The 24967-nt window shown below is 66.7% G+C and carries 28 protein-coding genes; 15 read left to right on the top strand and 13 right to left on the bottom strand.

What is annotated here, in order from left to right; translation table 11 throughout:
* The first annotated feature begins 20 nt into the window (after positions 1-20).
* From uraD to hpxO, 3 genes are read left to right on the top strand one after another with little or no spacing between them, the layout of a single operon-like run.
* Positions 21-551 carry a 2-oxo-4-hydroxy-4-carboxy-5-ureidoimidazoline decarboxylase gene (gene uraD, locus ACSGC5_RS09335; RefSeq protein ID WP_434970354.1) on the top strand — a complete coding sequence of 177 codons (531 nt, stop codon included), beginning with the start codon at positions 21-23 and terminating at the stop codon, positions 549-551.
* Positions 548-868, top strand: coding sequence for a hydroxyisourate hydrolase (uraH, locus tag ACSGC5_RS09330; protein ID WP_434970353.1), 321 nt, complete (start codon positions 548-550; stop codon positions 866-868). Before uraD ends, uraH begins: the two co-directional genes overlap by 4 nt.
* Positions 869-927: 59 nt before the next feature.
* Positions 928-2106: an FAD-dependent urate hydroxylase HpxO gene (hpxO, locus tag ACSGC5_RS09325; RefSeq protein ID WP_434970352.1), complete on the top strand. Its 1179-nt coding sequence runs from the start codon at positions 928-930 to the stop codon at positions 2104-2106.
* Positions 2107-2123: 17 nt separating this feature from the next.
* Here the strand turns inward: hpxO and ACSGC5_RS09320 are convergent, their stop codons facing one another.
* Positions 2124-2645: an adenine phosphoribosyltransferase gene (locus ACSGC5_RS09320; protein WP_434970351.1), complete on the bottom strand. Its 522-nt coding sequence runs from the start codon at positions 2643-2645 to the stop codon at positions 2124-2126.
* Positions 2646-2668: 23 nt separating this feature from the next.
* Here ACSGC5_RS09320 and ACSGC5_RS09315 point away from each other — a divergent pair, with 23 nt between their 5' ends.
* From ACSGC5_RS09315 to ACSGC5_RS09295, 5 genes are all read left to right on the top strand, one after another.
* Positions 2669-4321, top strand: a complete 1653-nt coding sequence (locus ACSGC5_RS09315) for a glycoside hydrolase family 13 protein (protein ID WP_434970350.1) — start codon at positions 2669-2671, stop codon at positions 4319-4321.
* Between the two features lie 65 nt (positions 4322-4386).
* Entirely contained in the window at positions 4387-6483 is a 2097-nt protein-coding gene (locus ACSGC5_RS09310; protein WP_434970492.1) for an APC family permease, read from the top strand.
* A gap of 54 nt (positions 6484-6537) precedes the next feature.
* Complete coding sequence (locus ACSGC5_RS09305; RefSeq protein WP_434970349.1) at positions 6538-7821, top strand: SufS family cysteine desulfurase; 1284 nt, start codon at positions 6538-6540, stop codon at positions 7819-7821.
* A complete protein-coding gene (sufU, locus tag ACSGC5_RS09300; protein ID WP_434970348.1) occupies positions 7821-8270 on the top strand; it encodes a Fe-S cluster assembly sulfur transfer protein SufU in 450 nt (149 codons plus the stop codon). The genes ACSGC5_RS09305 and sufU overlap by 1 nt, the downstream gene beginning before the upstream one ends.
* 158 nt (positions 8271-8428) lie before the next feature.
* Positions 8429-9265, top strand: coding sequence for an alpha/beta fold hydrolase (locus tag ACSGC5_RS09295; protein ID WP_434970347.1), 837 nt, complete (start codon positions 8429-8431; stop codon positions 9263-9265).
* Between the two features lie 74 nt (positions 9266-9339).
* Here ACSGC5_RS09295 and ACSGC5_RS09290 read toward each other — a convergent pair whose 3' ends face one another.
* The 6 genes from ACSGC5_RS09290 to ACSGC5_RS09265 form a co-directional block, all read right to left on the bottom strand.
* A complete protein-coding gene (locus ACSGC5_RS09290) occupies positions 9340-10101 on the bottom strand; it encodes an ABC transporter permease (protein ID WP_434970346.1) in 762 nt (253 codons plus the stop codon).
* Complete coding sequence (locus tag ACSGC5_RS09285; RefSeq protein ID WP_434970345.1) at positions 10098-10895, bottom strand: ABC transporter ATP-binding protein; 798 nt, start codon at positions 10893-10895, stop codon at positions 10098-10100. The genes ACSGC5_RS09290 and ACSGC5_RS09285 overlap by 4 nt, the downstream gene beginning before the upstream one ends.
* Complete coding sequence (locus ACSGC5_RS09280; protein WP_434970344.1) at positions 10892-11281, bottom strand: DUF1048 domain-containing protein; 390 nt, start codon at positions 11279-11281, stop codon at positions 10892-10894. The genes ACSGC5_RS09285 and ACSGC5_RS09280 overlap by 4 nt, the downstream gene beginning before the upstream one ends.
* 2 nt (positions 11282-11283) lie before the next feature.
* Positions 11284-11631: a PadR family transcriptional regulator gene (locus ACSGC5_RS09275; protein ID WP_434970343.1), complete on the bottom strand. Its 348-nt coding sequence runs from the start codon at positions 11629-11631 to the stop codon at positions 11284-11286.
* Positions 11632-11780: 149 nt separating this feature from the next.
* Positions 11781-12761, bottom strand: coding sequence for an SRPBCC family protein (locus ACSGC5_RS09270; protein ID WP_434970342.1), 981 nt, complete (start codon positions 12759-12761; stop codon positions 11781-11783).
* 2 nt (positions 12762-12763) lie between these two features.
* Complete coding sequence (locus ACSGC5_RS09265; protein WP_434970341.1) at positions 12764-13132, bottom strand: ArsR/SmtB family transcription factor; 369 nt, start codon at positions 13130-13132, stop codon at positions 12764-12766.
* 185 nt (positions 13133-13317) lie between these two features.
* On the opposite strand from ACSGC5_RS09265, the gene ACSGC5_RS09260 reads away from it, so the two are divergent.
* From ACSGC5_RS09260 to ACSGC5_RS09250, 3 genes are read left to right on the top strand one after another with little or no spacing between them, the layout of a single operon-like run.
* Positions 13318-14142 carry a TnsA-like heteromeric transposase endonuclease subunit gene (locus ACSGC5_RS09260; protein ID WP_036294967.1) on the top strand — a complete coding sequence of 275 codons (825 nt, stop codon included), beginning with the start codon at positions 13318-13320 and terminating at the stop codon, positions 14140-14142.
* Positions 14135-16171 (top strand): Mu transposase C-terminal domain-containing protein, encoded by a 2037-nt coding sequence (locus ACSGC5_RS09255; protein WP_036294965.1) that lies wholly within the window; start codon positions 14135-14137, stop codon positions 16169-16171. The genes ACSGC5_RS09260 and ACSGC5_RS09255 overlap by 8 nt, the downstream gene beginning before the upstream one ends.
* Before the next feature lie 2 nt (positions 16172-16173).
* The gene (locus ACSGC5_RS09250; protein ID WP_228179297.1) at positions 16174-16341 is read left to right on the top strand and encodes a hypothetical protein; all 168 of its coding nucleotides are present in this window, start codon (positions 16174-16176) and stop codon (positions 16339-16341) included.
* On the opposite strand, the gene ACSGC5_RS09245 is transcribed toward ACSGC5_RS09250, so the two are convergent.
* Positions 16338-17030, bottom strand: coding sequence for an AMP-binding protein (locus ACSGC5_RS09245; protein WP_228179298.1), 693 nt, complete (start codon positions 17028-17030; stop codon positions 16338-16340). The two genes, ACSGC5_RS09250 and ACSGC5_RS09245, sit on opposite strands and share 4 nt — an antisense overlap.
* Before the next feature lie 108 nt (positions 17031-17138).
* Here ACSGC5_RS09245 and ACSGC5_RS09240 point away from each other — a divergent pair, with 108 nt between their 5' ends.
* Positions 17139-17969, top strand: coding sequence for a helix-turn-helix transcriptional regulator (locus tag ACSGC5_RS09240; RefSeq protein WP_195692599.1), 831 nt, complete (start codon positions 17139-17141; stop codon positions 17967-17969).
* A 232-nt stretch (positions 17970-18201) separates the two neighbouring features.
* On the opposite strand, the gene ACSGC5_RS09235 is transcribed toward ACSGC5_RS09240, so the two are convergent.
* From ACSGC5_RS09235 to ACSGC5_RS09215, 5 genes are all read right to left on the bottom strand, one after another.
* A complete protein-coding gene (locus tag ACSGC5_RS09235) occupies positions 18202-19131 on the bottom strand; it encodes an alpha/beta hydrolase (RefSeq protein ID WP_228179299.1) in 930 nt (309 codons plus the stop codon).
* Positions 19132-19273: 142 nt separating this feature from the next.
* A complete protein-coding gene (locus tag ACSGC5_RS09230) occupies positions 19274-19660 on the bottom strand; it encodes a RidA family protein (RefSeq protein ID WP_195692601.1) in 387 nt (128 codons plus the stop codon).
* A 55-nt stretch (positions 19661-19715) separates the two neighbouring features.
* A complete protein-coding gene (locus ACSGC5_RS09225) occupies positions 19716-20291 on the bottom strand; it encodes a flavin reductase family protein (protein WP_228179300.1) in 576 nt (191 codons plus the stop codon).
* 32 nt (positions 20292-20323) lie between these two features.
* The gene (locus tag ACSGC5_RS09220; RefSeq protein WP_434970340.1) at positions 20324-21616 is read right to left on the bottom strand and encodes an acyl-CoA dehydrogenase family protein; all 1293 of its coding nucleotides are present in this window, start codon (positions 21614-21616) and stop codon (positions 20324-20326) included.
* Positions 21617-21888: 272 nt separating this feature from the next.
* Positions 21889-22545: a TetR/AcrR family transcriptional regulator C-terminal domain-containing protein gene (locus ACSGC5_RS09215; protein WP_195692603.1), complete on the bottom strand. Its 657-nt coding sequence runs from the start codon at positions 22543-22545 to the stop codon at positions 21889-21891.
* Positions 22546-22631: 86 nt separating this feature from the next.
* Between ACSGC5_RS09215 and ACSGC5_RS09210 the strand changes: the two genes are divergently transcribed.
* The 3 genes from ACSGC5_RS09210 to ACSGC5_RS09200 are packed head-to-tail and all read left to right on the top strand — an operon-like array spanning position 22632 to position 24492.
* Complete coding sequence (locus ACSGC5_RS09210) at positions 22632-23099, top strand: DUF6326 family protein (RefSeq protein ID WP_195692604.1); 468 nt, start codon at positions 22632-22634, stop codon at positions 23097-23099.
* Between the two features lie 8 nt (positions 23100-23107).
* Positions 23108-24313, top strand: a complete 1206-nt coding sequence (locus ACSGC5_RS09205) for a CPBP family glutamic-type intramembrane protease (protein ID WP_228179302.1) — start codon at positions 23108-23110, stop codon at positions 24311-24313.
* Entirely contained in the window at positions 24310-24492 is a 183-nt protein-coding gene (locus tag ACSGC5_RS09200) for a hypothetical protein (protein ID WP_133177950.1), read from the top strand. The genes ACSGC5_RS09205 and ACSGC5_RS09200 overlap by 4 nt, the downstream gene beginning before the upstream one ends.
* Positions 24493-24967 lie beyond the last annotated feature (475 nt).

Here is a 24967-nt window from a genome sequence, read left to right as displayed (position 1 = left end):
GAGACGTTACGGTGATGCCCATGGATGTGCGCGCGTTCAACGACCTGAGTCCCGCCGAAGCGACCGAGATCGTCGGGGTGTGGGCGGCGATTCCGGCGTGGGTGGGCGGCGTGGTCGCCGGGCGGCCCTACGCGAGCGCGGCCGAGCTCGAGGCATCCGCCGCTGCAGCCGCCGGGGACTGGACCCGCGCCGACCTCGACGCGGCCCTCGCGCATCACCCCCGCATCGGCGAGCGCCCCGGCGGAGCCGGGGCCGAGGCCGACGCCTCCCGGCGCGAGCAGGCCGCGATGACGGATGCCGCCGCCGACGTCGCCGCACGGATCGCCGCGGGTAACGCCGCCTACGAGGAGCGGTTCGGCCGGGTGTTCCTGATCCGGGCCGCCGGCCGCTCGCCCGAGGAGATGCTCGCCGAGCTGGAGCGGCGCCTCGGCAACGACGACGAGACCGAGGCGCGCGAGGCGATCGAGCAGCTGCGACAGATCGCGCTGCTGCGCCTGCGCACGAGCGTGACGGACGCGTCCGAGACCGATCCCGAGGGAGACTCCGCATGACCCACCTGACCACCCACGTGCTCGATGCGGCCCGCGGCATCCCGGCAGCCGGCGTCGCGGTGTCGCTCAGGGCGGCATCCGGCGACCAGATCGCGGCGGGCCAGACGGATGCCGATGGCCGCCTCGCCCTCGGGCCTGACCTTCTCGCCCCCGGGGACTACGCGCTGACCTTCGCGACCGGCGCGTACTTCGATGCGCAGGGCGTGGACAGCTTCTACCCGGAGGCGACCGTGACCTTCCGCATCCGTGACGACCGGCACTATCACGTGCCGCTGCTGCTGAGCCCGTTCGCCTACTCGACCTACCGTGGCAGCTGAGACCCGACGCGCGCCGGCTCGTAACGCGGTCGTGACACGACATCCCTAATGTTCACCACATGAAAATCGTCATCATCGGCGCCGGGATCGGCGGAGCAAGCGCCGGGATCGCGCTGCAGCGGCTCGGTCACGAGGTCGTCATCTACGACCGGATGCGCGAGAACAAGCCCGTCGGGGCGGCGCTGTCGCTGTGGTCGAACGGTGTCAAGGTGCTCAACTGGCTGGGGCTTGCGGACGAGGTCGCGGCCCTCGGCGGACGCATGGACGACATGGCCTACCTCGAGGGGCGCACCGGCGAGATCATGTGCCAGTTCTCGCTCGAACCCATCACGGCGCAGACCGGCCAACGCCCCTACCCCGTCGCGCGCGCCGACCTGCAGGCCCTGCTCATGGAGCGGTTCGGGCCGGAGCGGATCCACCTCGGATGCACCGCTGTCGGCATCCGGGATGACGGCGAGACGGTCACGGTGACCTTCGAGGACGGCTCGACCGACACCGCCGACCTCGTGATCGGCGCGGACGGTGCCCGATCGATGGTGCGCGATCACGTCACCGGCGGTGGCATCGAGCGCGTCTACTCGGGCTACACGAACTTCAACGGACTGGTGGCCCAGGACCCCGCGATCGGCCCCGCGACCCAGTGGACGACGTACGTCGGCGAGGGAAAGCGCTGCGCCGTCATGCCGGTCGCCGGCGACCGCTTCTACTTCTTCGTCGACATCCCCCAGCCCGCGGGCCTGCCCTACGACCGCGCCGACGGCATCGCCCCGTTGCGGGAGGCGTTCGGCGGCTGGGCTCCGGGCGTGCAGGCGCTGCTGGCGGCGATCGACCCCGAGGTCTCCTTGAACCGGGTCGAGATCTGGGACATCGACCCGTTCCACACCTGGGTCAAGGGACGCGTCGCGATCCTCGGGGATGCCGCCCACAACACCGCACCCGACATCGGACAGGGCGCCTGCTCGGCCCTCGAGGACACCTTCGCGCTCGCGATCGCCCTGTCGACCAACACGATCTCGGTCGAAGACAGCCTGCGCCGCTACGAGAAGAGCCGCACCACTCGCGCGGGGGAGCTCGTCTCGCGAGCCCGCAAGCGCGCGCACGAGACGCACGCGTTCGACCCGGCCGCGACGGATGCCTGGTACGAGAGCCTGCGCGGCACCGACGGCAGCGACATCATCCGCGGCATCGTCGGCAACATCGATGGCAGCCCCATCAACCTCGGCGCCGGCATCCTCTAGGCCCGACGGCCGAACCCTCAGCCGTGGAAGACGGCGTGCGCATCGCCGACGAGCCTGCGGCCCCCGAGGGCGTCGAGCTCCATGAGCACAGAGATTCCCGCGACCTGCCCGCCCAGCTGCGTCACCAGATCGCGGGCGGCGGCAAGGGTTCCCCCGGTGGCCAGAACGTCGTCGATCAGCAGCACACGCGCCCCGACCGGGATGTCGTCGTGCGCTTCGATGACAGCCTGACCGTACTCGAGGGCGTAAGCGACGGATGCCGCGGGCCGGGGGAGCTTTCCCGCCTTACGGATCGGCACAAGACCGGTCCCCGATGCCGTCGCCGCCGCGCCCGCGAGCAGGAACCCGCGCGCCTCGACCCCCGCGACCAGATCGAATCCGCCCGCGAAGGGTTCGATGAGAGCGCCGATGACCGCGCGCAGGCCCGCGGCATCCGCCAGCAACGGAGTGATGTCGCGGAACAGCACCCCCGGCTCGGGATAGTCGGGGATGGCACGTATCAGCGACTCGGCACGAGTGAGCTCAGGGTTCGCGGGCACGGGCTCAGGATACGGTGGACGGCGTGAGTTCTCCCGAGGCACCCGGCAGCGAGTGGTGGCGCACCGCCGTCATCTACCAGATCTACCCCCGTTCCTTCGCCGATCGCTCCGGTGACGGCATCGGAGACCTCCCCGGAGTGACCTCCCGCCTCAACGACCTCTCTGCGCTCGGTGTCGACGCCATCTGGCTGAGCCCATTCCAGCGCTCGCCGCAGAAGGATGCCGGCTACGACGTGTCGGACTACTGCGACGTCGACCCGATCTTCGGCACGCTCGCCGACTTCGACGAGATGCTCGCGCAGGCGCATGCGCGCGGCATCCGTGTCATCGTCGACCTCGTCCCGAACCACTCGTCCGACCAGCACGTGTGGTTCCGCAACGCGCTCGCGGCGGCACCGGGCAGCCCCGAGCGCGCCCGCTACATCTTCCGTGACGGCAAGGGCCCGCAGGGCGAGGAGCCTCCCAACAACTGGGAGTCCGTGTTCGGCGGGCCGGCCTGGACCCGGGTCACCGAGGCCGACGGCACGCCGGGCCAGTGGTACCTGCACCTGTTCGACACCTCGCAGCCCGACTTCGACTGGACCAACGACGAGGTGCGCCAGGAGTTCCGCCGCATCCTGCGATTCTGGCTCGACCGTGGCGTCGACGGCTTCCGCGTGGATGTCGCGCACGGCCTCGTGAAGAAGGAGGGGCTACCCGACTACACGCCGCCCACCGACGCCGGCTCCATGGGCGGCGGCGAGACTGCGGTGCCGTACTGGGGGCAGGATGGCGTGCACGAGATCTACCGCGACTGGCACGAACTGCTGGCCGAATACGACGGCGACCGCGCGCTGTGCGCGGAGGCGTGGCTGCCCTCGGTGGCGCAGACCGCGCTGTGGGTGCGCCCCGACGAGATGCATCAGGCGTTCAACTTCGAATACCTCGAGACGCCGTGGGATGCCCAGAAGCTGCGGCTGGTCATCGCCGACTCGCTCGCGGGCTTCGGCGCCGTGGGCGCACCGAGCACGTGGGTGCTGTCCAACCACGACGTCGTCCGCCACGCGTCGCGCCTCGCACTGACCGTCGAGAACCCGCAGGGCTACGGCATCGGCCCGAGAACGCCCGGCAAACCCGACCCCGTCGTCGGTCTGCGCCGCGCCCGCGCCGCGACGACGCTGATGCTCGCCCTGCCCGGCTCCGCCTACCTCTACCAGGGCGAGGAGTTGGGTCTTCCCGAGGTCATCGACCTGCCCGACTCAGCGCGCCAGGACCCCACATGGTTCCGCACCCACGGCGAGCGCTACGGCCGTGACGGATGCCGCGTGCCCCTTCCCTGGACCGCGGATGGCCCCTCCTACGGATTCAACGACACTGGCGAGTCGTGGCTGCCGCAGCCCACCCAGTGGGCGGCGTTCGCCCGGGACGTCCAACGCGACGACCCCGACTCCACGCTGACGCTGTACAAGACTCTCCTGGCTGAACGGCGCGCGCGGGGGCTGGGGGCCGGGCAGCTGGAGTGGATCGACAGCCTGCCGGAGCATGTCGTGGCGTTCCGCAACGGGTCCATCACCGTCGTCGCGAACGTCGGCACGGAGCCGGTCCCCCTCCCCGGCGGCACCGTCGTCGTCTCGAGCGGACCCGTGGCAAGCGGCATCCTTTCCCCCGATCAGACGGTGTGGCTCGCGGGCGACTGACCCACTGACGTGGCACGCGGGGCCGCGCGTGAGCCGGATCTTGCGCAGGCGACGCAACAGGCGTAATCTCGCCCGCCGTGACCACCGAGGGGCGTGATCCCGCCCTGCCCGAGACTCCTGCAGCCAAACGCATCCTGCTGGGCGAGCCGTTGTCGTCCGACGCAATGGACGAGCACCTCCTCGCCAAGAAGATGGCCCTGCCGATCTTCGCCTCGGACGCCCTGTCGTCGGTAGCCTATGCGCCGCAGGAACTGCTGATGATCCTGTTGACCGGCGGTCTCGCGTTTCTCGCGTTCTCGCCGTGGATCGCCGCCGCCGTCGTCATCCTGCTGACAGTGGTCGTGCTCAGCTACCGGCAACTCATCAAGGCGTACCCCTCGGGGGGCGGCGACTACGAGGTCGCGCGCACCAATCTCGGAGAGGTGCCCGGTGTCGTGGTCGCCGCGGCGCTGCTGGTGGACTACGTCCTCACCGTGGCCGTCTCGGTCGCCTCCGGGGTGGACAACATCATCTCGGCGTTGCCCTTCCTCGATCCCGCGCGCGTCGAGATGGCCGTCGGGTTCGTCATTGTCATCGTGCTGATCAATCTGCGCGGCGTGCGCGAGGCCTCGCTCGTGTTCGCGATCCCCACGTACGTGTTCATCACGTCGGTGGTGATCATGATCGGTGCCGGTCTCGTGCGCACCGCGCTCGGCGACCCACCCGTGGCGTCGTCGGCGGAGTTCGCCGTGCAAGCCGAGAGCCTCACGCAGGCCGCCGTCATCCTGCTGGTGCTGCGGGCCTTCTCGAGCGGCTGCTCCGCCCTCACCGGCGTCGAGGCGGTCTCCAACGGCGTGCCCGCGTTCCGCCGACCCAAGGTGCGCAACGCGCAGCTGACGCTCACGATGATGGGCGGGATCGCGATCTTCCTGTTCGCGGGCCTCACGACCATCGCGCTGGTCGCCGGCGTCCACTACGCCGAAGACCCCTGCACGCTCATCGGGTTCGACTGCGAGAACCAGCCGCAGCCGAGCCTCATGGCACAGGTCGCCGCCGCAACCTTCGGCATGGGCTCGGTGCCGTTCTACATCATCCAGGCGGCCACCGCGCTCGTGCTGCTGCTGGCGGCCAACACCGCGTTCAACGGGTTCCCGCTGCTCGGTGCCGTGCTGGCCCGCGACGGGTACGCCCCGAAGGCACTGAACACCCGCGGCGACCGCCTGGTCTTCTCCAACGGGATGCTCGTGCTCGGCCTCGCTGCCGTCGCCGTGCTCGTGATCTATCAGGCAAACCTCACGACACTCATCCAGCTGTACATCATCGGTGTCTTCGTCTCGTTCTCGCTCGGTCAGCTCGGGATGGTGCGCCACTGGCGCGGCATCCTTCGGGCAACGACGCGGATCGAGGCGCGCCGCGACCCGGCATCGGCGGTCGAGCGTCGCGGCGCCTTGACCGGGCTGGTCATCAATTCGACCGGGGCGACCTTCACCGCGGCGGTGCTCGTCATCGTGACCGTCACCAAGTTCACCCACGGCGCGTGGCTCGTCTTCCTGGCCATCCCGATCCTCGCGACCCTCATGCTCGGGGTGAATCGCTACTACCGCGACGTCGAACACGAGATCCGGATGGACGACGATGTGCACTTCGGCTCCTCGGGGGATGTCGCCCTCGTCATGGTCAACCGGCTGCAGAAACCTGTCGCCAAGGCGATCGACTATGCGCTGGCGGCCCGACACGACACGACGATCGCTCTCCATGTCGCCACGGACCCGCAGGAAGCCGACGCACTGCAACGGGAGTGGGCACAGCACAGCATCCCGCTGCCGCTCGTGATCATCGACTCGCCGTACCGCACCTACGGCGGGCCCGTCGCAGAGTTCATTCGTCGGTATCGCGAGAAACACGGCTCGGCCGTGGTCACCGTCTATCTGCCGCAGTACATCGTGGGGCACTGGTGGGAGACGCTGCTGCACAACCGTCGGGCGCGACGCCTGGCCCAGCAGCTCATGCTCGTCCACGGCGTCTCGATCACTCTCGTGCCCTGGCTGCTCGACTCCTCCGAACTCATCTATGGCCGGCGCTCCCGCCCGCTTCCCGGTCAAGAACGCGCCGGGCGCCCGTTCGACCCGGTCGAGCACTTCGAACACGCCGAGCACTCGAGCCTCGAGCGCCCCGACCTGTAGCGGCAGCATCCCGCGCCCCGAACCGCCCGCCTCCACGGCGCGTACGCTGGAGGGGTGACCGTTCCCGCCGTGACCCCGCTGGATCTCGACGCCATCCGCGCCGATTTCCCCCTCCTCGCGCAGGAGGTGAACGGCCACCCGCTCGCATACCTGGACTCTGCCGCGACCAGCCAGAAGCCGCAGCAGGTGATCGATGCCGAGGTGGAGTTCCTGAGCCGCACCAACGCCGCCGTGCACCGCGGTGCCCACACGCTGGCAGCAGAGTCGACGGATGCCTTCGAGGACGCCCGGGCGGCGGTCGCCGCATTCGTCGGCGCCGGCGAAGGTGAGCTCGTGTGGACATCCGGGGCGACCGCCGGCATCAATCTCATCGCATACGCCATCGGGAATGCGACGCTCGGGCGAGGCGGCGAGGCGGCGAGGCGCTTCGCGCTGCGTCCGGATGACGAGATCGTCGTCACGGAGTCCGAGCACCACGCGAACCTCATCCCGTGGCAGGAGCTCGCCGCCCGCACCGGCGCGCGCCTGCGCCACATCCCGGTGCTCGACGATGGCCGGCTCGACATGGCGGCCGCGCGCGAGCTGATCGGCGAGCGCACCCGCATCCTCGCCTTCCCCCACGTGTCGAACGTGCTCGGCATCATCAATCCGATCGACGACCTCGTCGCCCTCGCCCGGAGCGTGGGCGCACTGACAGTCATGGATGCCTGCCAGTCGGTGCCCCACCTGAGCATCGACATGCCATCGACCGGCGTGGACTTCGCCGTGTTCTCCGGACACAAGATGCTCGGCCCGTACAGCATCGGCGGACTCTACGGCAGGCGCGAACTGCTCAACGCCCTGCCGCCGTTCCTGACCGGCGGATCGATGATCACGACCGTCACGCTCGACGAAGCCCAGTACCTCCCATCCCCCCAGCGCTTCGAGGCCGGAACACAGCCCGTGTCGCAGGCGGTGGGCCTGGCGGCAGCTGCCCGCTATCTGCAGGCATTCGGAATGGATGCCGTGCACGCACACGAGGTCGAGCTCGAGCGGCGAATGCGCGACGGGCTGCGCGAGATTCCCGGCATCCGTCTGCTGGGCGATACGGATGCCGCGCCCCGCGTGGGCCTTGCCTCGTTCGCCGTCGAGGGGGTTCACGCGCACGACGCGGGCCAGTTCCTCGACGCCCAGGGGATCGCGGTGCGCGTCGGCCATCACTGCGCCCAGCCGCTGCATCGCCGATTCGGGTTGACCGCGTCGGTGCGCGCCTCCGCCGCGCTGTACACGACCCCCGACGAGGTCGATCGATTCCTGGATGCCGCCAGCGGCATCCGTTCCTACTTCGGAGCCGCCTGATGAGCCTCGAGTCCCTGTACCAGGAGCTGATCCTCGACCATTCCAAGCGCCCGCACGGGTTCGGCCTCGCCGAGGCCGACGACCACAGCGGCACGAGCTACCAGCGCAACCCGATCTGCGGCGACGAGGTCACGCTGCGGGTGCGCGTGAGCGATGACGGGCAAACGATCCGCGACGTCACGTGGGAGGGCCAGGGCTGCTCGATCTCGCAGGCCTCGGCATCCATGCTCGTCGACCTCATGGACGGCCTGCCGCGCGAGCAGGCAGCCCAGCTGATCGACGGGTTCCGTGAGGCGCTGCGCTCCCGCGGCACGATCGAGCTCGACGAGGACACCTACGAGGACGCCGCGGCACTCTCGGGCGTCTCGAAGTTCAGCGCCCGCGTGAAGTGCGCGATGCTCGCCTGGGTCGCCCTCGAAGAGGGCCTGGCCCAGACCGCGGTGAACTGATTCCGCGCCGTCGAGTGGTCACGCCGTCCGCCGCAGGACCGTCCGTGCCCCGATACGCGCTGGGGGATGTGCGGGTCCGGGTCAGGCGAGTGGGGCCGCCAGGTGCCTACACTCGTGTTTCGGAGGTACGGGGGTTCGGCCCCGTCGACTTCGTACTGGTGCCCGGCATCGGGATGAGCGTCGGCGTGTTCGAGCGCCTCGCACCACGGCTCCTTCCGTATGGGAGCGTGTATGCGCTCGATCTGCCCGGGTTCGCTGGCACCCCCTGCCGCGCGCGCGATCTCGACATCGTCGGCTACGCGCATCTCGTCGGCGCCGCTGTCGACGCACTGGGTCTTGCCGCTCCTGTCGTCATCGGGCACTCGATGGGTGCCCAGGTGGTCACCGAACTCTCCGCCGGGCGGCCTGACCTCACCCGGCTCGTACTCGTGAGCCCGGTTGTCGCTCCCGCGCAACGCTCTGCAGTCCGGGTCGCACTCGCTTTCGCGCTCGCGGCTTCAAAAGAGCCGGTCGGGGTCGCCCTCTTGGCCGTGATGTCTTACCTGCTGACAGGTCTGAGACCGTTCTTCGCGAGCATGCCCCGGATGATCGCCTTCCGCCTGGAGCAGCGCATATCGGATGTCGAGGCCGACGTGCTCGTCCTTCGGGGAGAGCTCGATGCGGTGTGCCCGCGGGGATGGACGGCGCTCATTGTCAGCCGTGCCAGAAGCGCCCGCGCCGTGACCATCCCGGGCGCCGCGCACTCGATCGTGCATCGCAACGCTGGGGAGGTGGCGCGACTGTGTGCCGAGCACGCAGGGCTGACACACCCCTCCCGCGCCTCGATTCCACGTGCTCGGTCCCGCCGGAGCCCTCGGCTATCGCTGCTGGCAACGGTGGCACGAGCTCGAGAGTTCCTCGCCATCCTTTGCCGCGACGATGTCGCGCTCGCTCGCGCCAAGACCTCACGGATGAGGGTAGCGATCGTCTCCGCGGAGGGGATGTCCAGCGATTGAGCGGTCGCAGCGCGGTGAGTCGCACTTTGCTCGCGGCGGGATCGCCCCTCGGCTGATCGCCCGCGCCCCCGCCGTCAGCGGATCCGGCGGCGGTACTGGAGCATGGCGAGGACGTAGCCGACGACCAGGATGGCGAGCATCCAGGCCAGGGCGATCCAGATGTCGGCGTCGACGGGCTGCCCCGCCAGCAGCGCACGGATCGTGTCGACGATCGGGGTCACCGGTTGGTACTGCGCGAACCAGGCCACCGGGCCGGGCATCGTGTCGGTGGGCACGAATGCCGAGCTGATGAACGGCAGGAAGATCAGCGGGTACGAGAACGCGATGGCTCCGTCGGCCGTTTTCGCCGACAGCCCCGCGAGCACGGCGAGCCACGTCAGGCTCACGGTGAACAGGAACAGGATGCCGACGACCGCCACCCACGCGAGGATCCCCGCACCCGAGCGGAAGCCCATGAGCACGGCAGCGCCCACGACGAGCGCGAGGGACACGCCGTTGGCCACCAGAGACGTGAGGACGTGGGCCCACAGGGCGCTGGAGCGCGCAATGGGCATCGACTGGAACCGCTCGAAGATTCCCCCCTGCAGGTCGAGGAAGAGGCGATACGCGGTGTACGAGACCCCCGAGGCGATCGTGATGAGCAGGATGCCGGGAAGCAGGTAGTCGATGTAGGACTGGCTGCCCGTCTCGATGGCTCCCCCGAGCACGAAGACGAACAGCAGCAGGATGCCGATCGGCATCACCGCTGTCGTCATGATCGTGTCGGGGCTGCGCAGGATGTGCCGAAGCGAGCGGCCCGTGAGCGCCGCCGTGTCGGTGAGAGTGTGCATGCTCATTGCTCGTTCCTCTTCGTGATCGCCAGGAAGATCTCCTCCAGGGTCGGCTGCTTCTCGACGTACTCGACGGTCGCCGGCGGCAGGAGCGCCTTCAGTTGCTCGAGGGTCCCGTCGGCGATGATCCGGCCCTCGTGGAGGATCGCGATGCGGTCGGCAAGATGCTCCGCTTCGTCCAGATACTGCGTCGTCAGCAGCACCGTCGTGCCGGCTGCCGCGAGTCCTCGCACCGCGTCCCAGACCTCGAGGCGCGCCTGCGGGTCAAGGCCCGTCGTGGGCTCATCGAGGAAGACGACCCGCGGGTCGCCGATGAGGCTCATCGCGATGTCGAGCCGGCGGCGCATCCCGCCCGAATAGGTGCCGGCGGGGCGGCCCGCGGCATCCGTCAACGCGAACCGCGCCAGCAGCGCGTCGGCGACCGATCGCGGATCGGGCAGGTGCCGCAGCCGCGCGACGAGGGTGAGGTTCTCTCGCCCCGTCAGCACGTCGTCCACCGCCGTGAACTGCCCCGTGAGGCTGATCGCCTCGCGCACCCGTCCGGGCGCGGACGCCACGTCGTTGCCGGCGACCTCGGCAGTCCCGGCATCCGCGTGCAGCAGGGTGGCAAGGATGCGGACCAGGGTCGTCTTGCCCGCGCCGTTGGAGCCCAACAGGGCGACGATCGACCCGGCGGGAACGTCCAGATCCACCCCGCGCAGCACCGCCAGCTCTTTGTAGGCCTTCGTGATGCCGCGCGTGCGGATCGCCGGGGGCGTCGCGGTGCGCGGGGCGACGGACGTTACCGACGCGGCGCTCATGGCGCGACCTCGCCGGCTCCGGAGGCGGCCTGCGTGTCGGCTTTCGCGATGGCATCGGCGAGCCGCTGCTGCTCCTTCGAGAGCCACTTGCCGAGGCCGTAGTTGCTCTTGAACTCCTCGACGAACGCGACGGGGTCCTCGCCGACGATTTCGCGCACCGGGGTGCCATCGATCGCTGCGCGCTCGAACAGGTCACCGAGGTCGTCGAACATCGCCATCAGCCGGGCGCCGCCATCGGGGCCTCCCGTGTACATGAGGTAGCGCTCGATCCCCTCGATCGCCGTGCGATACGGAGTGGGCAGCTGCTTGACGCGCGCCTTGTACGCGCGCCAGCGGCGTTTGTCATCCAGCGAGCCGGTGACCAGCTCGATCCAGTTCGCGGCCATGGTCAGTTGTTCCCTTCGTCGGATCCGTCGTGCGTGTGGAGCTGTGCCAGGCGCTCGGAGAGGAAGCCCCAGGTGCGCCAGAACTCGTCGAGGTCCTCGCGGCCCCGTTCGTTGAGCGTGTAGACCTTGCGCGGCGGCCCCTTCTCGGAGGGAACCTTCTCGACGTCGACGAGACCGCGCTGTTCGATGCGCACCAGGAGGGCGTAGATCGTGCCCTCGGCGATGTCGGTGAAGCCGCGCTCGCGCAGCCTCGCCGTGATCTCGTACCCGTAGGCCGAGCCGGTCGCCAGCAGCGCGAGGACGATGCCCTCGAGCGTGCCCTTGAGCATCTCGGTCATCTGCTTGCCCATCGGCATCCTCACTACTCAGTGTTATTGACTACCGGTAGATAGTAACACTGAGTACCGCGAACGCAAACCCTCGGCATCCGGATGCCGTCACGCAACGACGAAGAGGGGGCGGATGCCGCCGCATCCGCCCCCTCTTCGTTGCGTGCCCCTCAGCCGGCGAGCACCTCGCGCTCGAGCCGCGCGTAGCTCGTCTCCATGCCCTCGGTCATCCCGGTGGCCAGGACCATGTCGCGCGTGTCTTTGTCGGGATACTCGATGAGCACCGTGATGAGCGTCGCGCCGTCCTCCTCGTAGAGATTCAGGTCGTTGACGGTTGACGGATAGTCGGTGCCGGTCATGTGCTCGGTCGTCACCGCACGCACCGGCGGCACGCTCACGAGCGTCTCGCCGTCGAACCCGAACCCCTCCCCCTCAGTGCCCTCCAGCGGCTCCCACGCGTAGCGGTAGCGACCTCCGACTGCCGGGTCGATCTCGCACACCGACATCCGCCATCCGTCGGGACCGAGCAGCCAGCGCTTCATGAGCTCGGGCTCGGTGTGGGCGCGCCACACCAGCTCGCGGGGGCCGTTCACCAGGCGCGTGATGCGCACGTGCGTGTCGCTGAGGATCTCGGTCTGCGTGCCCTTGCCCTGCGCATACTCGCGCAGATCCTGCAGCACGCGGTCGAGCTGGTTGATCGCGAGGGTCGACCCTTCGATCGCGCCCATCGCGATGACCTGCTCGAGCGCCTCGGAGGACGTGAAAGAGGTGACGTTGGTCAGCCGCGAGCCGGTCTCGGTCGCCTCGAACCGGAACACCATGCGCTGCAACGGCATCTCGTCGTTGCGCGCCCCGCTCTCGTCGGTGAAGTAGTCGAGCACGCTGAACGAGACCGGCTCGTCGATGTCGATGAACTCCCACCCACCGCCGTAGCGGTCGCCCTGGGGGCTGGTCATGACGTAGGAAGCCCGCCCTCCGGGGGTGAAGTCGAACTCGCTGAAGGTCGCGGGGTACCCGGGAGGCCCCCAGAACCGTTCCAGCTGGGCCGGCTCGGTGAGCGCCTTCCACAGGCGCTCGACCGGCGCCGCGAAGTCGCCGACGAGGGTCATCGTGAGCGCTTCGGGGTCGGTGGTGACAGAGGTGACGGGCATCGTCAGGTCCCTTTCGTGGGGGTGGGGGGGAGGTCGGTCGGTTCGGCGAGCAGGTCGTCGAGGCGCTGAATGCGGGCGCGCCAGAGGTCTTCGTAACGCGCGAGCAGGGCGCGAGCGCGGGCGATCATCTGAGGATCGGCGCGCACCAGTCGCTCGCGCCCCTCCGCCCGCTTGATGATGAGCCCGGCCTCTTCGAGGACGGCGACGTGCTTCTGCACCGCCGCGAAGGACATGTCGTACTCACGGGCGAGTTCCGAGACGGAGTGCTCGGACGCGATCGTGCGACGCAGGATGTCGCGCCGCGTCGCCGCAGCCAGTGCGTGGAAGACACGGTCGACCTCGGCATCCGTCAGATCACTTTCTACAACCATTTGGTTGTAGATTAGGCTCTCGAGACAGCGGAGTCAAGATGCGCGTTGTCGGGAACGGGTTTGCGTGACACAACGGCTCTTTACCTGACATACGGCATGAGCTCGATGACACGGAATGTCACTTACTCCGCGAGTCGCGCGTGTCACCCGCCTCTCCGCATATAGACCGGTGCCAGGAGGTCCCGGTGCGTCCAGTCGAAACTGCGAAGCAGATCACGGTGCGGCGTCGCTCGCCGTACACGGAGGCCCACTGGCTGCCCCGCTCAATCGACGACACGGTCCGATCCCCCGTTCGCCAGGACTACGCGATCGTCACACGAGACGTTGGAGAGCGGGACTGGGCGTCGATAAATCCGAGGCGTGTTCGCACATCGAAGGGTGTCCGGCACCGCTTCACCAACTCGATGTACTTCTGGCAGCGGACGCGTAGCCATGTCTGGTGCGAGTCTCAGGAGGAGCGCTGGGAATTGCTATGGCTCGACTTCGGTGCACAGGTGGAGCGCCTTTGGGCGCAGCCGATGGCGATCGCCTTTGGGCACGGTTCGCGCCTAGCGGGATATTCGCACGTTCCCGACTTCCTGGCTCAGTTCACAGACGGTAGCTACGGGCTGTTCGATGTCCGCCCGGAGGAAAGCCTGAAGCACGCGACGCGTCTACAGTTCGACGAAACTGCTAAGACCTGCGAGACGCTCGGCTGGCACTACCGAGTTCTCACCGGTCACGACACGCTTGCGACGCGGAACCTCGACTGTTTGTCTGCATCGCGCCATGAGCGCTGCGCGCCGGTCCCTGAGATCGAAGCGCTGATCCTCGATGCCGCCCGGGGCGGGCGCACTCGACGCGAGTTGTGCGAGATCGCGTCTCCGGAATGCCCACCGCTGGCGGCAGCTTGGGTCGACAACCTCGCGTGGCGCCGTCTTCTCCACCTGGATCTAGGAGCTGTCTTCAACAGCGACACCGTGTTCACGTCGTCGGAGCGCGTTCTGGAAGGGGGGAGATCCAATGCCTGAAGAGCACAAGCTGCGGCTGGGCGACATCGTTGAGATCGACGGGGAGTCGTGGGCGTGGGAAGGAGTGCGTCGGGGTACCGAGGCCAAGTTGCGCCGCGAGGGAACCGCCGACGACTGGATGGTCATCTCGGTTCCCGAGTTACTTGCTCATGCGGGCAGCTCGAAGCGTGATGTGGATCTTCCGCTGCGGATCGCTGGCGGCGATTGGCCAAGTGACGTACTCGACATGGAGAGGCACTTGCTGGAAGCATTTCGGGGTATCCCGATGGCCCCGACTGCAACCGGGCCGCGCCCGCAGTATGACCCTGCCATTACGACACAGGAGCAGCGGATTGCGTCGAAGATCGCGGAGACGGCCGGCACGTCATTGGCCCGCTCGCGGAAGGCGCTGTTCAACTTCTGGAAGGTCTATCAATCGCACGGTGTGGCGGGGCTGGACGCCCGGATGCACAGACGGGGCAAGCGAAGACTTGTGATCGCGAGGGCAGATCCGCGACTGGTCGCCGTCATCGACCGTGCGCTGGACGATCGCAGGGATATGCCGACTACTACTCGACGCCACTGCGCGTTGCTGGTGCGTCGGATGCTGGAGAGCATGTACCCGGGCGACCCGGTCTGCGATATCACTGACACCACGCTGCAGGGTTACATCAATGAGCGAGACGCGGGTCGGTACAGCTTCGATAAGGCCACCACTCGGCGCACGGCCGCGAACAGTCCGGATCGCCAACACTTCTCCGGCAGCGCCTTCCGACTCGGAGCGGTGTGCGAGATCGACTCGACGCTGCTGGATGTGCAGGTGTGGGATGACAGGGGCAACACCTACCGCCCCACTGCGACCGTGCTTTTCGATGTCGCGAGTCGAGTGCCTCTCGCATGGGCGATCCACGCTAACTCGCCGAACGGATTCGATCACTCACTTCTGCTGGCTCGTGCCATCGTGGGGCGCCGTGCGATTCCAGGGTCCGCTGCCGCGGTGCTTTCCGGATCCGCAACTCTTCCCATTGAGCTGATGAAGAGAGTGAATCCGTACCTCGACGACGACTCGTTGGCTGTGCCCTGGATCTTCCCTCACGCGATCACGATCGACGGAGGCGCCGACTTTCGCTCTGCGACGTTTGAGGCTGCGTGTCGCGCGTTCGGCATCACCCTGGTGCTGGCGCCCCCGAACGCCGCTACGGTGAAGCCGCATGTCGAGCGCAACTTCGGAACCACATCGACCAGCTTTGCGACCTGGCTGGCCGGCGCGACTGGCAGTTCGGTCGCGAACAGGGGTAAGCGGGATAACCCGACGCTGACGCTTGACTCGGTGCGGCTTGCGTTCGAGACATGGATCACGACGGTCTACTTGAACACACATCACGGCGGGTTGAAGTCGCCGCTGTTCCCGGGGCGGGAGTGGACTCCCAACCAGATGTACGCAGTACTGTTCGAGGTCGGCCCGGGCGTGCAGTTGCCGTTCCGCGCGGAGGACTTCTTCGCCCTCCTGCCTACAAAACCCCGCGTGATCAGCAGCGAAGGCATCGAGTTCAACAACCGGACCTACGACTCGCCGTTGCTGGCCGAACTGCGCGACCGCTCGTTGACAGGTGCGGCCACCGGCTCAACCCGGGCGCGGAAGTTCGACATCAGTTACGACCCTTACAACTCCAACGCCGTGTGGGTGCGCCACCCAGAGACCGACGAGTGGATCGAGTGCTGGGACACCGCGCTCGACGACAAGGCGGCGTGGATGGTCGCCGAGGCTGCAGTCAAGCTGGTCGAACGATTCGGCTCCGGTGACCCAGGCGAGACCCCGAAGAGGACGGAGCTCCTGGATGTCATGGAGAGGCGGGAGCGCAGCGACAAGCGCGCCCGCAATCGCAACCTTCGCGACAGGGCCACCGGCGCAACGGCGCCCTATATGTCCGATTCCGGCGCGACGGACCCGGAGCCGATCGACCTGGACGGATGGACCGACCCTGCCGATGTCGGTGACATCGACTGGGACTCGCCGGAGTACGACATCGTCACGGTGAAGGAGTTCTGAAGGTGATCGTCCAACCTCTGGTGCTACACCACGCGCGCAAGACCACCCTGCTCGGACTGCGTGAGGCGTTCACCGCTCTTCCGCCCCCGCCTCCCCCGCTGTCGTTCGCCGAGTACTCCACCCTGCCGACGAGAGGGCGGGCTGCGTACGATCAGGCCCGGGACGACTAGAGCGGCACCGGGAGGCAGAGGCGATCGTACTCCGTGTAGTGCAGACCTTCTCCAACGGAGTACCCGTTGTTGAGAATGTTGTGGTGTGAGAGTGTCGCACCTTTGGGGAAACCGGTCGTTCCCGATGTGTACTGGATATTGATCGGCTGGTCGAACGTGAGTTCCGCGGCCCGGTCGCTCAGCCGGCCGACGTCCTCGGTGGTGCCGGGTTGGAGGAGTCGCGTCCAGCCGGGTGATCCAACGAATACGACGTCGTGGTAGTTGATCTCGGCGAGCATGGCGGCGTAGTCGGTGTCGCGGAAGTTGGTCGCGCTGATCATCAGCCGCATGGTTGATTGCTTGATGACGTAGTCCAGCTCTGTCGTGCGATACGCCGGGTTGACGTTGACGAGAATGGCGCCGATTTTCGCGGTTGCGTACTGGACGAGAACCCACTCTGCGGAATTGGGCGACCATACGCCGACCCGATCGCCTCTTGCGATTCCAGCCTTGATCAGGTTGGCAGCCAGCGCCTCGACATCGTGGAGCAACTCTGCGAACGTCCAACGCCTCCCACTGAAGGTCTCGACAAGCGCTTCTCGCTCAGGGAATTCCTGTGCAATCTGGTCGAGGAGTACCCCGATCGTCTGCCCGAGCAAAGGTGAGGTGCCGGTGCCGGACGCGTAAGAGATGAGTGCTTCATTGCTCATTCGCACATCATCGACGGACTCTCGCGACCTCATCACCCCCATACAGGGGTGGATTACCGATCTCAAAACTGTGACAGTTGACCGCAGTAGAGAACGGGAGTATTCAGAGTGGAATCCGTCCTATCGTCATCCCTCGCGTCGATGCGGCGCGAGACCGGATTGCCTATCGCCTTCGGGGGCGAGGTCTCCGCGAACGGCACACGGATGGTGATCAACGAGTCTGTGGGAAACGCGAGTCGCGCGCTCAACGGGCTCGTGATTCGTGCCGGGCACGGACTTGGAGGCAAAGCGCTGCGCGGGGCGAAGATCGCGGCCGTCGCCGACTACCTATCGGAACCCAGCATCACCCACGAGTACGACCACGCCGTCGCTGCTGAGCGCTTGCGATCCATCGTCGTAGTGCCCGTTGTCGTCAACGGAACGGTGCGGGCAATGCTGTACGGGGCACTCCGTGTGCCAGCGGAACTGGGCTCGTCCGTCTTGCGTGGAGTGCGCGAGATCGCTCGCAGGGTCGAGTTCGATATCGCCGTCGCCGACGAGGTCGCCCGGCAACTACGCACTCTTGAGGCTGCGACGATCACGGAAGCGGCGCGTTCCTCACCGGCCGATCCCGACCGGGCGGCGGTCAGCGCCGCTTATGCGGAACTGCGTGCTCTTGCCCGCGAAACCGATGACCGCGATCTACGCGTTCGCCTCGCGCGAATCTCGCACGGTCTGTCAGGCGGGCAGGCAGTCCATCGCTCACGCGTGTTGTCTCCCCGTGAGATCGACGTGCTCTCCCTCGTTGCGGTGGGCTACACGAACAAGGAGATCGCGGACCGCCTCGGAATCGAGGCAGAGACGGTCAAGAGCTATCTGCGGTCGATCATGCACAGACTGTCCGCGCACAATCGCACGCAAGCCGTCGCGCTCGCCCGGGCAATCGGCGAACTCCCCTAAGCGGACTACTTCGGTGCATCTCGCCACGGCGGAGGGACTGGACCACCTGCTGGCCCGGCCCACGCCGGCCCGGTGCAACAAGAGCGAACCCCCAGCGATCGCCGACGCTGGGGGTTCGCTCCTTCATCCTGGCGCGATCAGGGCGTGCTCGCACCGTCGTGCTGATCGGCTCCCTGCGGCTTGCGCGGTAGCGCCTTTCGAACTCCGACATTGCCACCGACCCGCGGCTTGTTCATCCCGTCTTCACGAGGGAGGCCATGAGCGCGGCCTGAAGCTGCACACCGACGAATCGGCGCGCGCTGTTGCCGCCATCGATGACTCCCGCCATGTAGAAGAAGCCGTGAACCAACCCGTTGAATCGGACTGAAGTTACCGTGTTGCCTGCCTCCGCCATTGCCTGTGCGTAGGCCTCGCCCTGGTCCCGCAACGGGTCATACCCCCCTGTGATCACTGTCGCGTCGGGGAGGTTGCTCAGATCTGGGTTCAAGCCCGGCGACGCCAACACATCGCGCCGGTTTTCGCCTGCGTATGTCGAGTAGCAGTACTCGCTATCGCGGGCCGTGAGGAAGTAACCTTCCGCGAACTCCTCGAAGCTTCCGGTGAGGTCAGTCGATAGCTCGGTCGTGGGGTAGATCAGCGCCTGGTGCACGAGCGCGGGTTGGTGCCCTCGAAGCTGCTGCGCAGTGACTGCTGCGAGAGTGCCGCCGGCGCTGTCTCCCGCGACGGCGACGCGCGAGACGTCTATCGGCAGCGCAGAGTCTCCACGAAGCACGGCCTCAGTTACCGCGAGAGCATCCTGAATCGCGGCGGGGAATGGCGCCTCCGGCGCCCTTCGGTAGTCAACGCTGACTACGAGGGCACCTGAGTACTTCGCCAGGTCGCGTGCGGTCGTATCTGCGATTTCGAGATCGCCGAGAACAAAGCCTCCGCCATGGAAGTAGATCACGGCTGGCGCGTCATGCTCCACAGGGGTAGCGCTGTACAGCCGCACGGGAACGCCGGCAATCGTCGTGTCCTCGACATATGGAAGTTCCGTTGTCGCACCTGTGAGTGGGAGCGCGTTGCTGAGGGCGGCGCGGTTCTGTTCAACTGTCTGAGTGTCCGCCGGCGGTGAGCCTGCGACGATGTCGAGGAACCTTCTGGCATCAGGGTGCACTGTCATTGTGTCTCCTTCATTTTCATTTGCGCGAGTCGGCAACCGACGCTAGCAGGTTTTCCCCTGAATAGCAGGGCTTGTGTTCGCCGGATACCCCGGCGGCGGGTGAGTTTGCTGTTGGGTGAGATTCGGCAGTGCGCACCTATGGCTAGACCGCCGCGATCGCGTCGATCTCGATTGTTGCTCCGTTGTACAACGAGTGCACACCGATGACGGTGCTCGCTGAGGGCTCGGCCACTTGCACAATTGCGTTTCGAGTCCGGCGCCACATGGCGAGCTTGTCTTGATCGAGCTGTGTGATGTAGACGTTCACGCGAACGAGGTCTTCGTAGGTCGCTCCGCCTGCCGCGAGTGCGCGCTCGAGTTCTGCATAGGTGAGCTCGATGGCGCGAACGAAATCGCTGGGGACCGAACCGTCCGCTTCGAATCCGACCTGGCCGGAGATGAAGAGAAGGTCACCTGCGGTTACTCGGACACTGTCCGAGATGCCAGGTACGACGGGCGCTCTCGTATGCGCAATTCTTCCGTTCGCCATTCATTTCTCCTTTGGATGCGGTCGAATGGGCTCGATCTTGGGTAGCGCGGATCGCCTAGTCTCCACGGCCATATACGACGTAGAACGGAACCAGCGATTCGGGCAGCATCGACTTTCTGTCGAGCACGAACCATTTTCGGTTGTGGTACACGAGCGGGTTCGGCTCCTGGCACGGTCCGTCCGCCCTACGTGGACTTGCCCCGATGGCTTCTACGACGACGAGCGTGGCGTCCCTCACTTCGAACCGGTCCGCGACTCGTCCCCGTATCCACGAGTTGGCTCGCGGGTAGTATGGTTCCCCCGATGGGAGCCTGTCCCATTCGATGTCTTCACCAAAGCGCTCAGCTCCGCTGCGAGCGCCCAGTTTGGCAAGCTGAACCTGGTCCGACGCCAGCATGTGCACGATCAGGGTCTCGGCGCGCGCGATGGTGGGGGTGCTCGACGAGCGCGCCGAGGCGGAGAAGACCAGCGTTGGCGGATCGATCGAGACGGAGGCTACCGAACTGACGGTCATCGCTACCGGTCCGTCACCTGCGTCGGCGGTGACAATTGCAACCCCGGCGGGGTGGTGGCGAAAGGCGTAGGTGAACTCCTCCGCGGAGATGTTCTGATCGGCTCGTTCTCGGGACATCGATTGTCCTTCTCGCTGGGTCCGCGCGCCGATTAGACGATCGGAAGCACGAATCGTGCTTCCTCTTCGCGTCCGCACAGCACCTTTCCGTATGCTTCGTACCCACTCATCCCGAGGGTGTGTCCATGGCGACTCGCCGTTGCCTGATCCCGCCATATGCGCTGGAGAACGGACGCTTCAGCGAAGCCCGCAGACCCGTGCGCGGTCATCAGTTCGTGGATCATGGTGGTGATGGTCTCGACCACCCACCCGGCCTTCGCGCGCATCTCGATCCGCTCGGCATACGGCGCATAGTAGCCTCGCTCGGCGGCATCGTAGATCTGATCCGCCACCTCCTCCGCCACCCGTTCGGCTGCGTCCAACTGGAGCGCGGCCTTCGCGATCTGTACCTGGAAGGAGGCGGAGTCTGATTGCTTCTCATAGCCGGTGTAGGCGATGGCCTTCGTGTCCGCCTTCGCGATCACAAAATCGAGTGCCGCGCGGCCCATCCCAAGGTGGGGTCCAACCAGCTTCATGAACAGCGACGGAACGAACACCGTCTGGTAGGTCTGTTCGGGATTGTCGCCAAGGTGTTGGCCGTCGACGGCGGCAGTGAGCGGCAAGATGCGATGGTCTGGGACGAAGACGTTCTCGGCTACTTGGATGACGCTGCCGGTTGACTTCATCCCAGCGACGAACCAGTTGTCCTCCAACGTCAGGTCAGTGGTCGGGATCAGCGCGAGGCCAGCATCGACCACTTCCCCCGCGTCATTCTTCAGAGGGATGCCGAGCAGCGACCAACCTGCGTGACGGCTCCCGGTCCCGTACGCCCATCGGCCGGTGACTTTGAGCCCGCCGGGCACCTGCTCCGTGTCGGATGTCGTCGCGAGAACGATCGATATGAAGGAATCCACACCGCCCTCCCCGCCCCAGACATCCTGCTGCGCCTGCTCGCTCATGAGGCTCAGAACCCAGGCGCCCGAGTCCAAGATTCCGCAAACCCATGCCGTGCCGCCGTCGCCCCGTCCGATCGCCCGCGCCACGGCGTTGCACTCCCGCGTGTTTGCCGCAAGACCGCCGAACTTGGTCGGGGCGGAAACGCTGAATGCGCCGGTCTTCGCGACGGCAGAGAACATCTCGTCGGGGATCCGCCGCAAGTCCTCGCCGGCCCTACCTCCAGCCGCAAGCGCCGCACGCATGTCATCAATGCGGTCGATAACAGCGGCAACTTCGGGCCGAATACCTGCGTCTGACATCAAGTGACTCCTTCGTGGTCGACACTGGTCGCTGACAATCTCCAACTCATTGCCTGCTCGCTCATCATCGAGGGAGTGCAGCGACGTCATCACCCCCATTCAGGGGTGGGCCGCTGATCAGGTGCGTCCGCTCGGCGAATGCGCGAGGGACACCCTCGGAGGCGAGATGGCCAGACATGATGTCGTCGGAAGGCCGGACACGGTGCGCCGGTCCAATCAGGCGCGTGAGGATCGCGCAAACAGAACACTGCATGTGAACGGGCGCGACGCGGCAGTCGAGTGGGTGACCGAGGCGAGACGAATTCCGTGCCCACGCCGTGCCCACAACTGAAACGATCCCTGACGGCCCCTCTCCGGCGGTCCTATGCGACTCGGGTGGCGTCGAGCTGAGCCTGGATGGCGTCGAGGATGAGGGTGAGGCCGTTGTCGAATTCGCTCGGATAGGTGTAGTCGCCGCTGCTCAGCAGTTCGGTCAGCGACCGTGAGAGGTTCGGGTAGGCGCCCGGGTCGGGTGAGACGGTTGCCGCGAAGTCAGCTTCTGCGCCCGGGTTGGGCTGGAACGGGAGATTGGTCTCACTGAGCGCAAAGCCGTAAACGAAGGCGTCCACGGTTGAAAAAGCGAGCGTCGCCAGTGGAGCGGTGAAGCCGGCGGCGAAGAGCCATCCGAGGACCCTGTCGTGATGAGTCAGCAGGGCCGCGCTCGGCGCAGGCCGTGATTCGATCATCGCGATCGACCACGGGTGTGCGACGAATACGGCGCGGGCGGATCGAGCGCGCGTTTCCATTGCCTCTCGCCATGGCGCATCTGGCGGAGGAAGATCGATCTTGGCGATGGCCCATTCGGCGAGCGCGTCGAGGAGAGCGTCTTTGCTCGATACGTGGTGATAGAGCGACATGCCCTCGACTCCGAGCTCGCCGCCCACGCTGCGCATCGAGACACCAGCGAGACCGGACCGGTCGGCGACGGCAGCCGCCGCGGCGATCACGCGTTCCCTTGTCAGGGTCCCTCGTCGGCTCACTGTGACATCTTTGCGTAACTTACGGTCGTAAGAGTAGGATCGGGCGGCAAGTCTTACATGTGTAAGTTTTATCGCTGGGAGCCCGCATGATCGTCGATCCTTCTTCCCCGTTCCGGCCGCTCGACCCGAGAGTCCGGCTCGCCGCGCTCTGGACGAGCGTCATGTTCCTCGTCGCGTTCGTCGACATCTTCGCGTTCTACCGCGCTGACCTCCGAGAGCAGATCGAGGCAGGACGCGCTTTCGTATTCACCATCAACGAAGCCTTCATGTTGGGCATCGTTCTGTACGTCGCAGTGCCCTCACTGATGATCGCCGCGTCGGTACTGATCCCGCGCACGGTCAATCGGTTGATGCAAATCGTGGTCGCGGCAGTGTTCGCCCTCACGATCATCGGCGCTGCGATCGGCGAGTGGAGCTACTACCTCGTTGCCAGCGGCATCGAGCTCGCACTCCTCGCAGGGGTCATCGCCGTCGCGGTCCGATGGAAGGACACTCCACTGGTCGCGGCGCGAGACCTCGCGGCAGCCCGAACCTCCCGGGACGCGCGAGGGTGAGCCCGCGAGTGACCCGCTCACGACAAGCGCGCACGTTCCTCACCATCACCTTCAGCGCTGTCCTGCTGCTGTGCCTCCCGGCGCTGCTCGGCGTCGATGCCGACTACCTGGGGGTTGCCACGCCTCTTGCGCAGTGGATTCCCGCACTTGCGGTCATTCTTGCGGTCAGACCCGTGCGCGGCAGCCGAGCCCTACGAAGCTTGTGGCGCGCCTCACCCTTCGGCGGGGCACGCACCTGGATTGTCATCGGGCTCACCACGGCCGCCATCCTCGTTGTCGCCGCGGCGCAGATCGTTGTGGGCGTCGCCGTGGGCGTCGTCTCGTGGTCACCCGATCCCGCCCTCGGCGAAACCGCTTTGCTTGTTCTCCCCGTGGCGCTGCTCGCCTTCCTCTCCGCAACAGGTGAGGAGTTCGGCTGGCGGGGATTCCTCTGGACCCGCGTCCGAGGGAATCGTGGGTTCTGGTGGACCGCCCTCGCTGTCGGTGCCGTCTGGACGGCCTGGCATCTCCCACTGCTCGTCGCATACGGCGCTCAGGGGGACCTGTCCTGGCGAACCGTGCTCGGAACGACGGTCGACCTCTTGGTGGCCTCACTCGTCCTCGGCGCCGGGCGCGAGCTTTCCGGGAGCGCGTGGCCGGCTGCATGGGGCCATGCACTGGTCAATTCCGTCCTCGTCTTCGCGTCGACCGCCTTCGTCACACCCGCGACGCAACTTCCCGATCCAGCGTTCTGGGTGTATAAGGCTCTCGGCTGGGCGGCGTGGGTGGGCGCGGCGGCGGGGATGCTCGCTCTTCGAAGGCGCCTCCTTATCGCACCCGCGCGAGACGTCACCGGGCGCAGCCTCGACGAAACCGAGGATGCGCTGCTGGAAGCGCTGCGCACGAGCGATGTCGACGCCCTGCGCGCTTTGCTTGCCGAGGATCTGCGTTTCCGCCTGCCCGACGGTTCGGTGGTCGATCGCGCAGCCGATCTGCACGCACACGCGTCCGGAGCACTGAGGTTTCTGCAGATCGACGAGACGCACCGAACGACGGACCAGCAGAAAGGGAAGGGAAGCACAGTGTCGAGATCACGCGTTCACGTTGTCGACCGCGGGCGCTTCGCGGAGGCGACGATGACCTATCGCCGTTCGTGGGCGATCGTCGGGGGCCGCTGGCAGGTCGTCGCGGGCAGCGCCGAGGTTGTGAACGACGAGGAAGCGGTGGCACTGTGACTACTTACGCTGAAACAACTCCTCCACCCACTGCGAGCAACTCCGATCTCCAGTACACGGTGCGGCAGGTGCTGGGGATCTGGGCCGCTGCGGCGATCCCGATGGCATCACTTGCGGCAGAGTGGGCGAACGACTTCATTCAGCGAATCGACGCGGCAATGACCAACGAGACAACCTGACGTCGGGCCCCTCGCGAGACAACATCCGCGGCCGCGGCCGCTGCCTCGACATCCGCCTCCGCGGCATTCTCCTCCTCGTCTTCGGCCGCATCCCCGGCGTTGACGTCGTCTGCGGCGCCTTCCTCGGCCCACGGCGCCCTCCGCGGCGTCTTCGCTCTCCCCGGATTCCTTCACATCGCCCGCGGGCAAAGAGCGGATCGAAGTGACCGTCGTCGACGAACCACTCAAAGCCAGGTCTATAAAGCGCGTCGGACGCGGGTCGCTCTACGCCCGACTCGAGTTCGAGCAAGGCGTCTCGGGAAAGTGTCACGACAAGGGCGGCTCGATGCTCTCAACGCATGCCCGTTACGCGTGACATCCAGTGTCATCCCACCGCGTTACCGACACGCGTGTGCACCCCGTCGGGATCGACGGGTCCGCCCGTATGGAATCCGTGAGGACCGTCGACCTAGGGGGGACGGAGCGGTTTCCTCGT

Source organism: Microbacterium sp. bgisy207, assembly GCF_965345035.1.
Lineage (GTDB): Bacteria > Actinomycetota > Actinomycetes > Actinomycetales > Microbacteriaceae > Microbacterium.
This window is presented reverse-complemented; position numbering and strand designations above follow the sequence as displayed.

What these genes read in the sequence shown, in the direction of transcription:
- uraD (WP_434970354.1), top strand. Translation starts at nt 21, where the DNA reads ATGGATGTGCGCGCGTTCAACGACCTGAGTCCCGCCGAAGCGACCGAG.
- uraH (WP_434970353.1), top strand. Translation starts at nt 548, where the DNA reads ATGACCCACCTGACCACCCACGTGCTCGATGCGGCCCGCGGCATCCCG.
- hpxO (WP_434970352.1), top strand. Translation starts at nt 928, where the DNA reads ATGAAAATCGTCATCATCGGCGCCGGGATCGGCGGAGCAAGCGCCGGG.
- sufU (WP_434970348.1), top strand. Translation starts at nt 7,821, where the DNA reads ATGAGCCTCGAGTCCCTGTACCAGGAGCTGATCCTCGACCATTCCAAG.
- ACSGC5_RS09290 (WP_434970346.1), bottom strand. Translation starts at nt 10,101, where the DNA reads ATGAGCATGCACACTCTCACCGACACGGCGGCGCTCACGGGCCGCTCG.
- ACSGC5_RS09285 (WP_434970345.1), bottom strand. Translation starts at nt 10,895, where the DNA reads ATGAGCGCCGCGTCGGTAACGTCCGTCGCCCCGCGCACCGCGACGCCC.
- ACSGC5_RS09280 (WP_434970344.1), bottom strand. Translation starts at nt 11,281, where the DNA reads ATGGCCGCGAACTGGATCGAGCTGGTCACCGGCTCGCTGGATGACAAA.
- ACSGC5_RS09275 (WP_434970343.1), bottom strand. Translation starts at nt 11,631, where the DNA reads ATGGGCAAGCAGATGACCGAGATGCTCAAGGGCACGCTCGAGGGCATC.
- ACSGC5_RS09270 (WP_434970342.1), bottom strand. Translation starts at nt 12,761, where the DNA reads ATGCCCGTCACCTCTGTCACCACCGACCCCGAAGCGCTCACGATGACC.
- ACSGC5_RS09265 (WP_434970341.1), bottom strand. Translation starts at nt 13,132, where the DNA reads ATGGTTGTAGAAAGTGATCTGACGGATGCCGAGGTCGACCGTGTCTTC.
- ACSGC5_RS09255 (WP_036294965.1), top strand. Translation starts at nt 14,135, where the DNA reads ATGCCTGAAGAGCACAAGCTGCGGCTGGGCGACATCGTTGAGATCGAC.
- ACSGC5_RS09245 (WP_228179298.1), bottom strand. Translation starts at nt 17,030, where the DNA reads ATGAGCAATGAAGCACTCATCTCTTACGCGTCCGGCACCGGCACCTCA.
- ACSGC5_RS09235 (WP_228179299.1), bottom strand. Translation starts at nt 19,131, where the DNA reads ATGACAGTGCACCCTGATGCCAGAAGGTTCCTCGACATCGTCGCAGGC.
- ACSGC5_RS09230 (WP_195692601.1), bottom strand. Translation starts at nt 19,660, where the DNA reads ATGGCGAACGGAAGAATTGCGCATACGAGAGCGCCCGTCGTACCTGGC.
- ACSGC5_RS09225 (WP_228179300.1), bottom strand. Translation starts at nt 20,291, where the DNA reads ATGTCCCGAGAACGAGCCGATCAGAACATCTCCGCGGAGGAGTTCACC.
- ACSGC5_RS09220 (WP_434970340.1), bottom strand. Translation starts at nt 21,616, where the DNA reads ATGACGTCGCTGCACTCCCTCGATGATGAGCGAGCAGGCAATGAGTTG.
- ACSGC5_RS09210 (WP_195692604.1), top strand. Translation starts at nt 22,632, where the DNA reads ATGATCGTCGATCCTTCTTCCCCGTTCCGGCCGCTCGACCCGAGAGTC.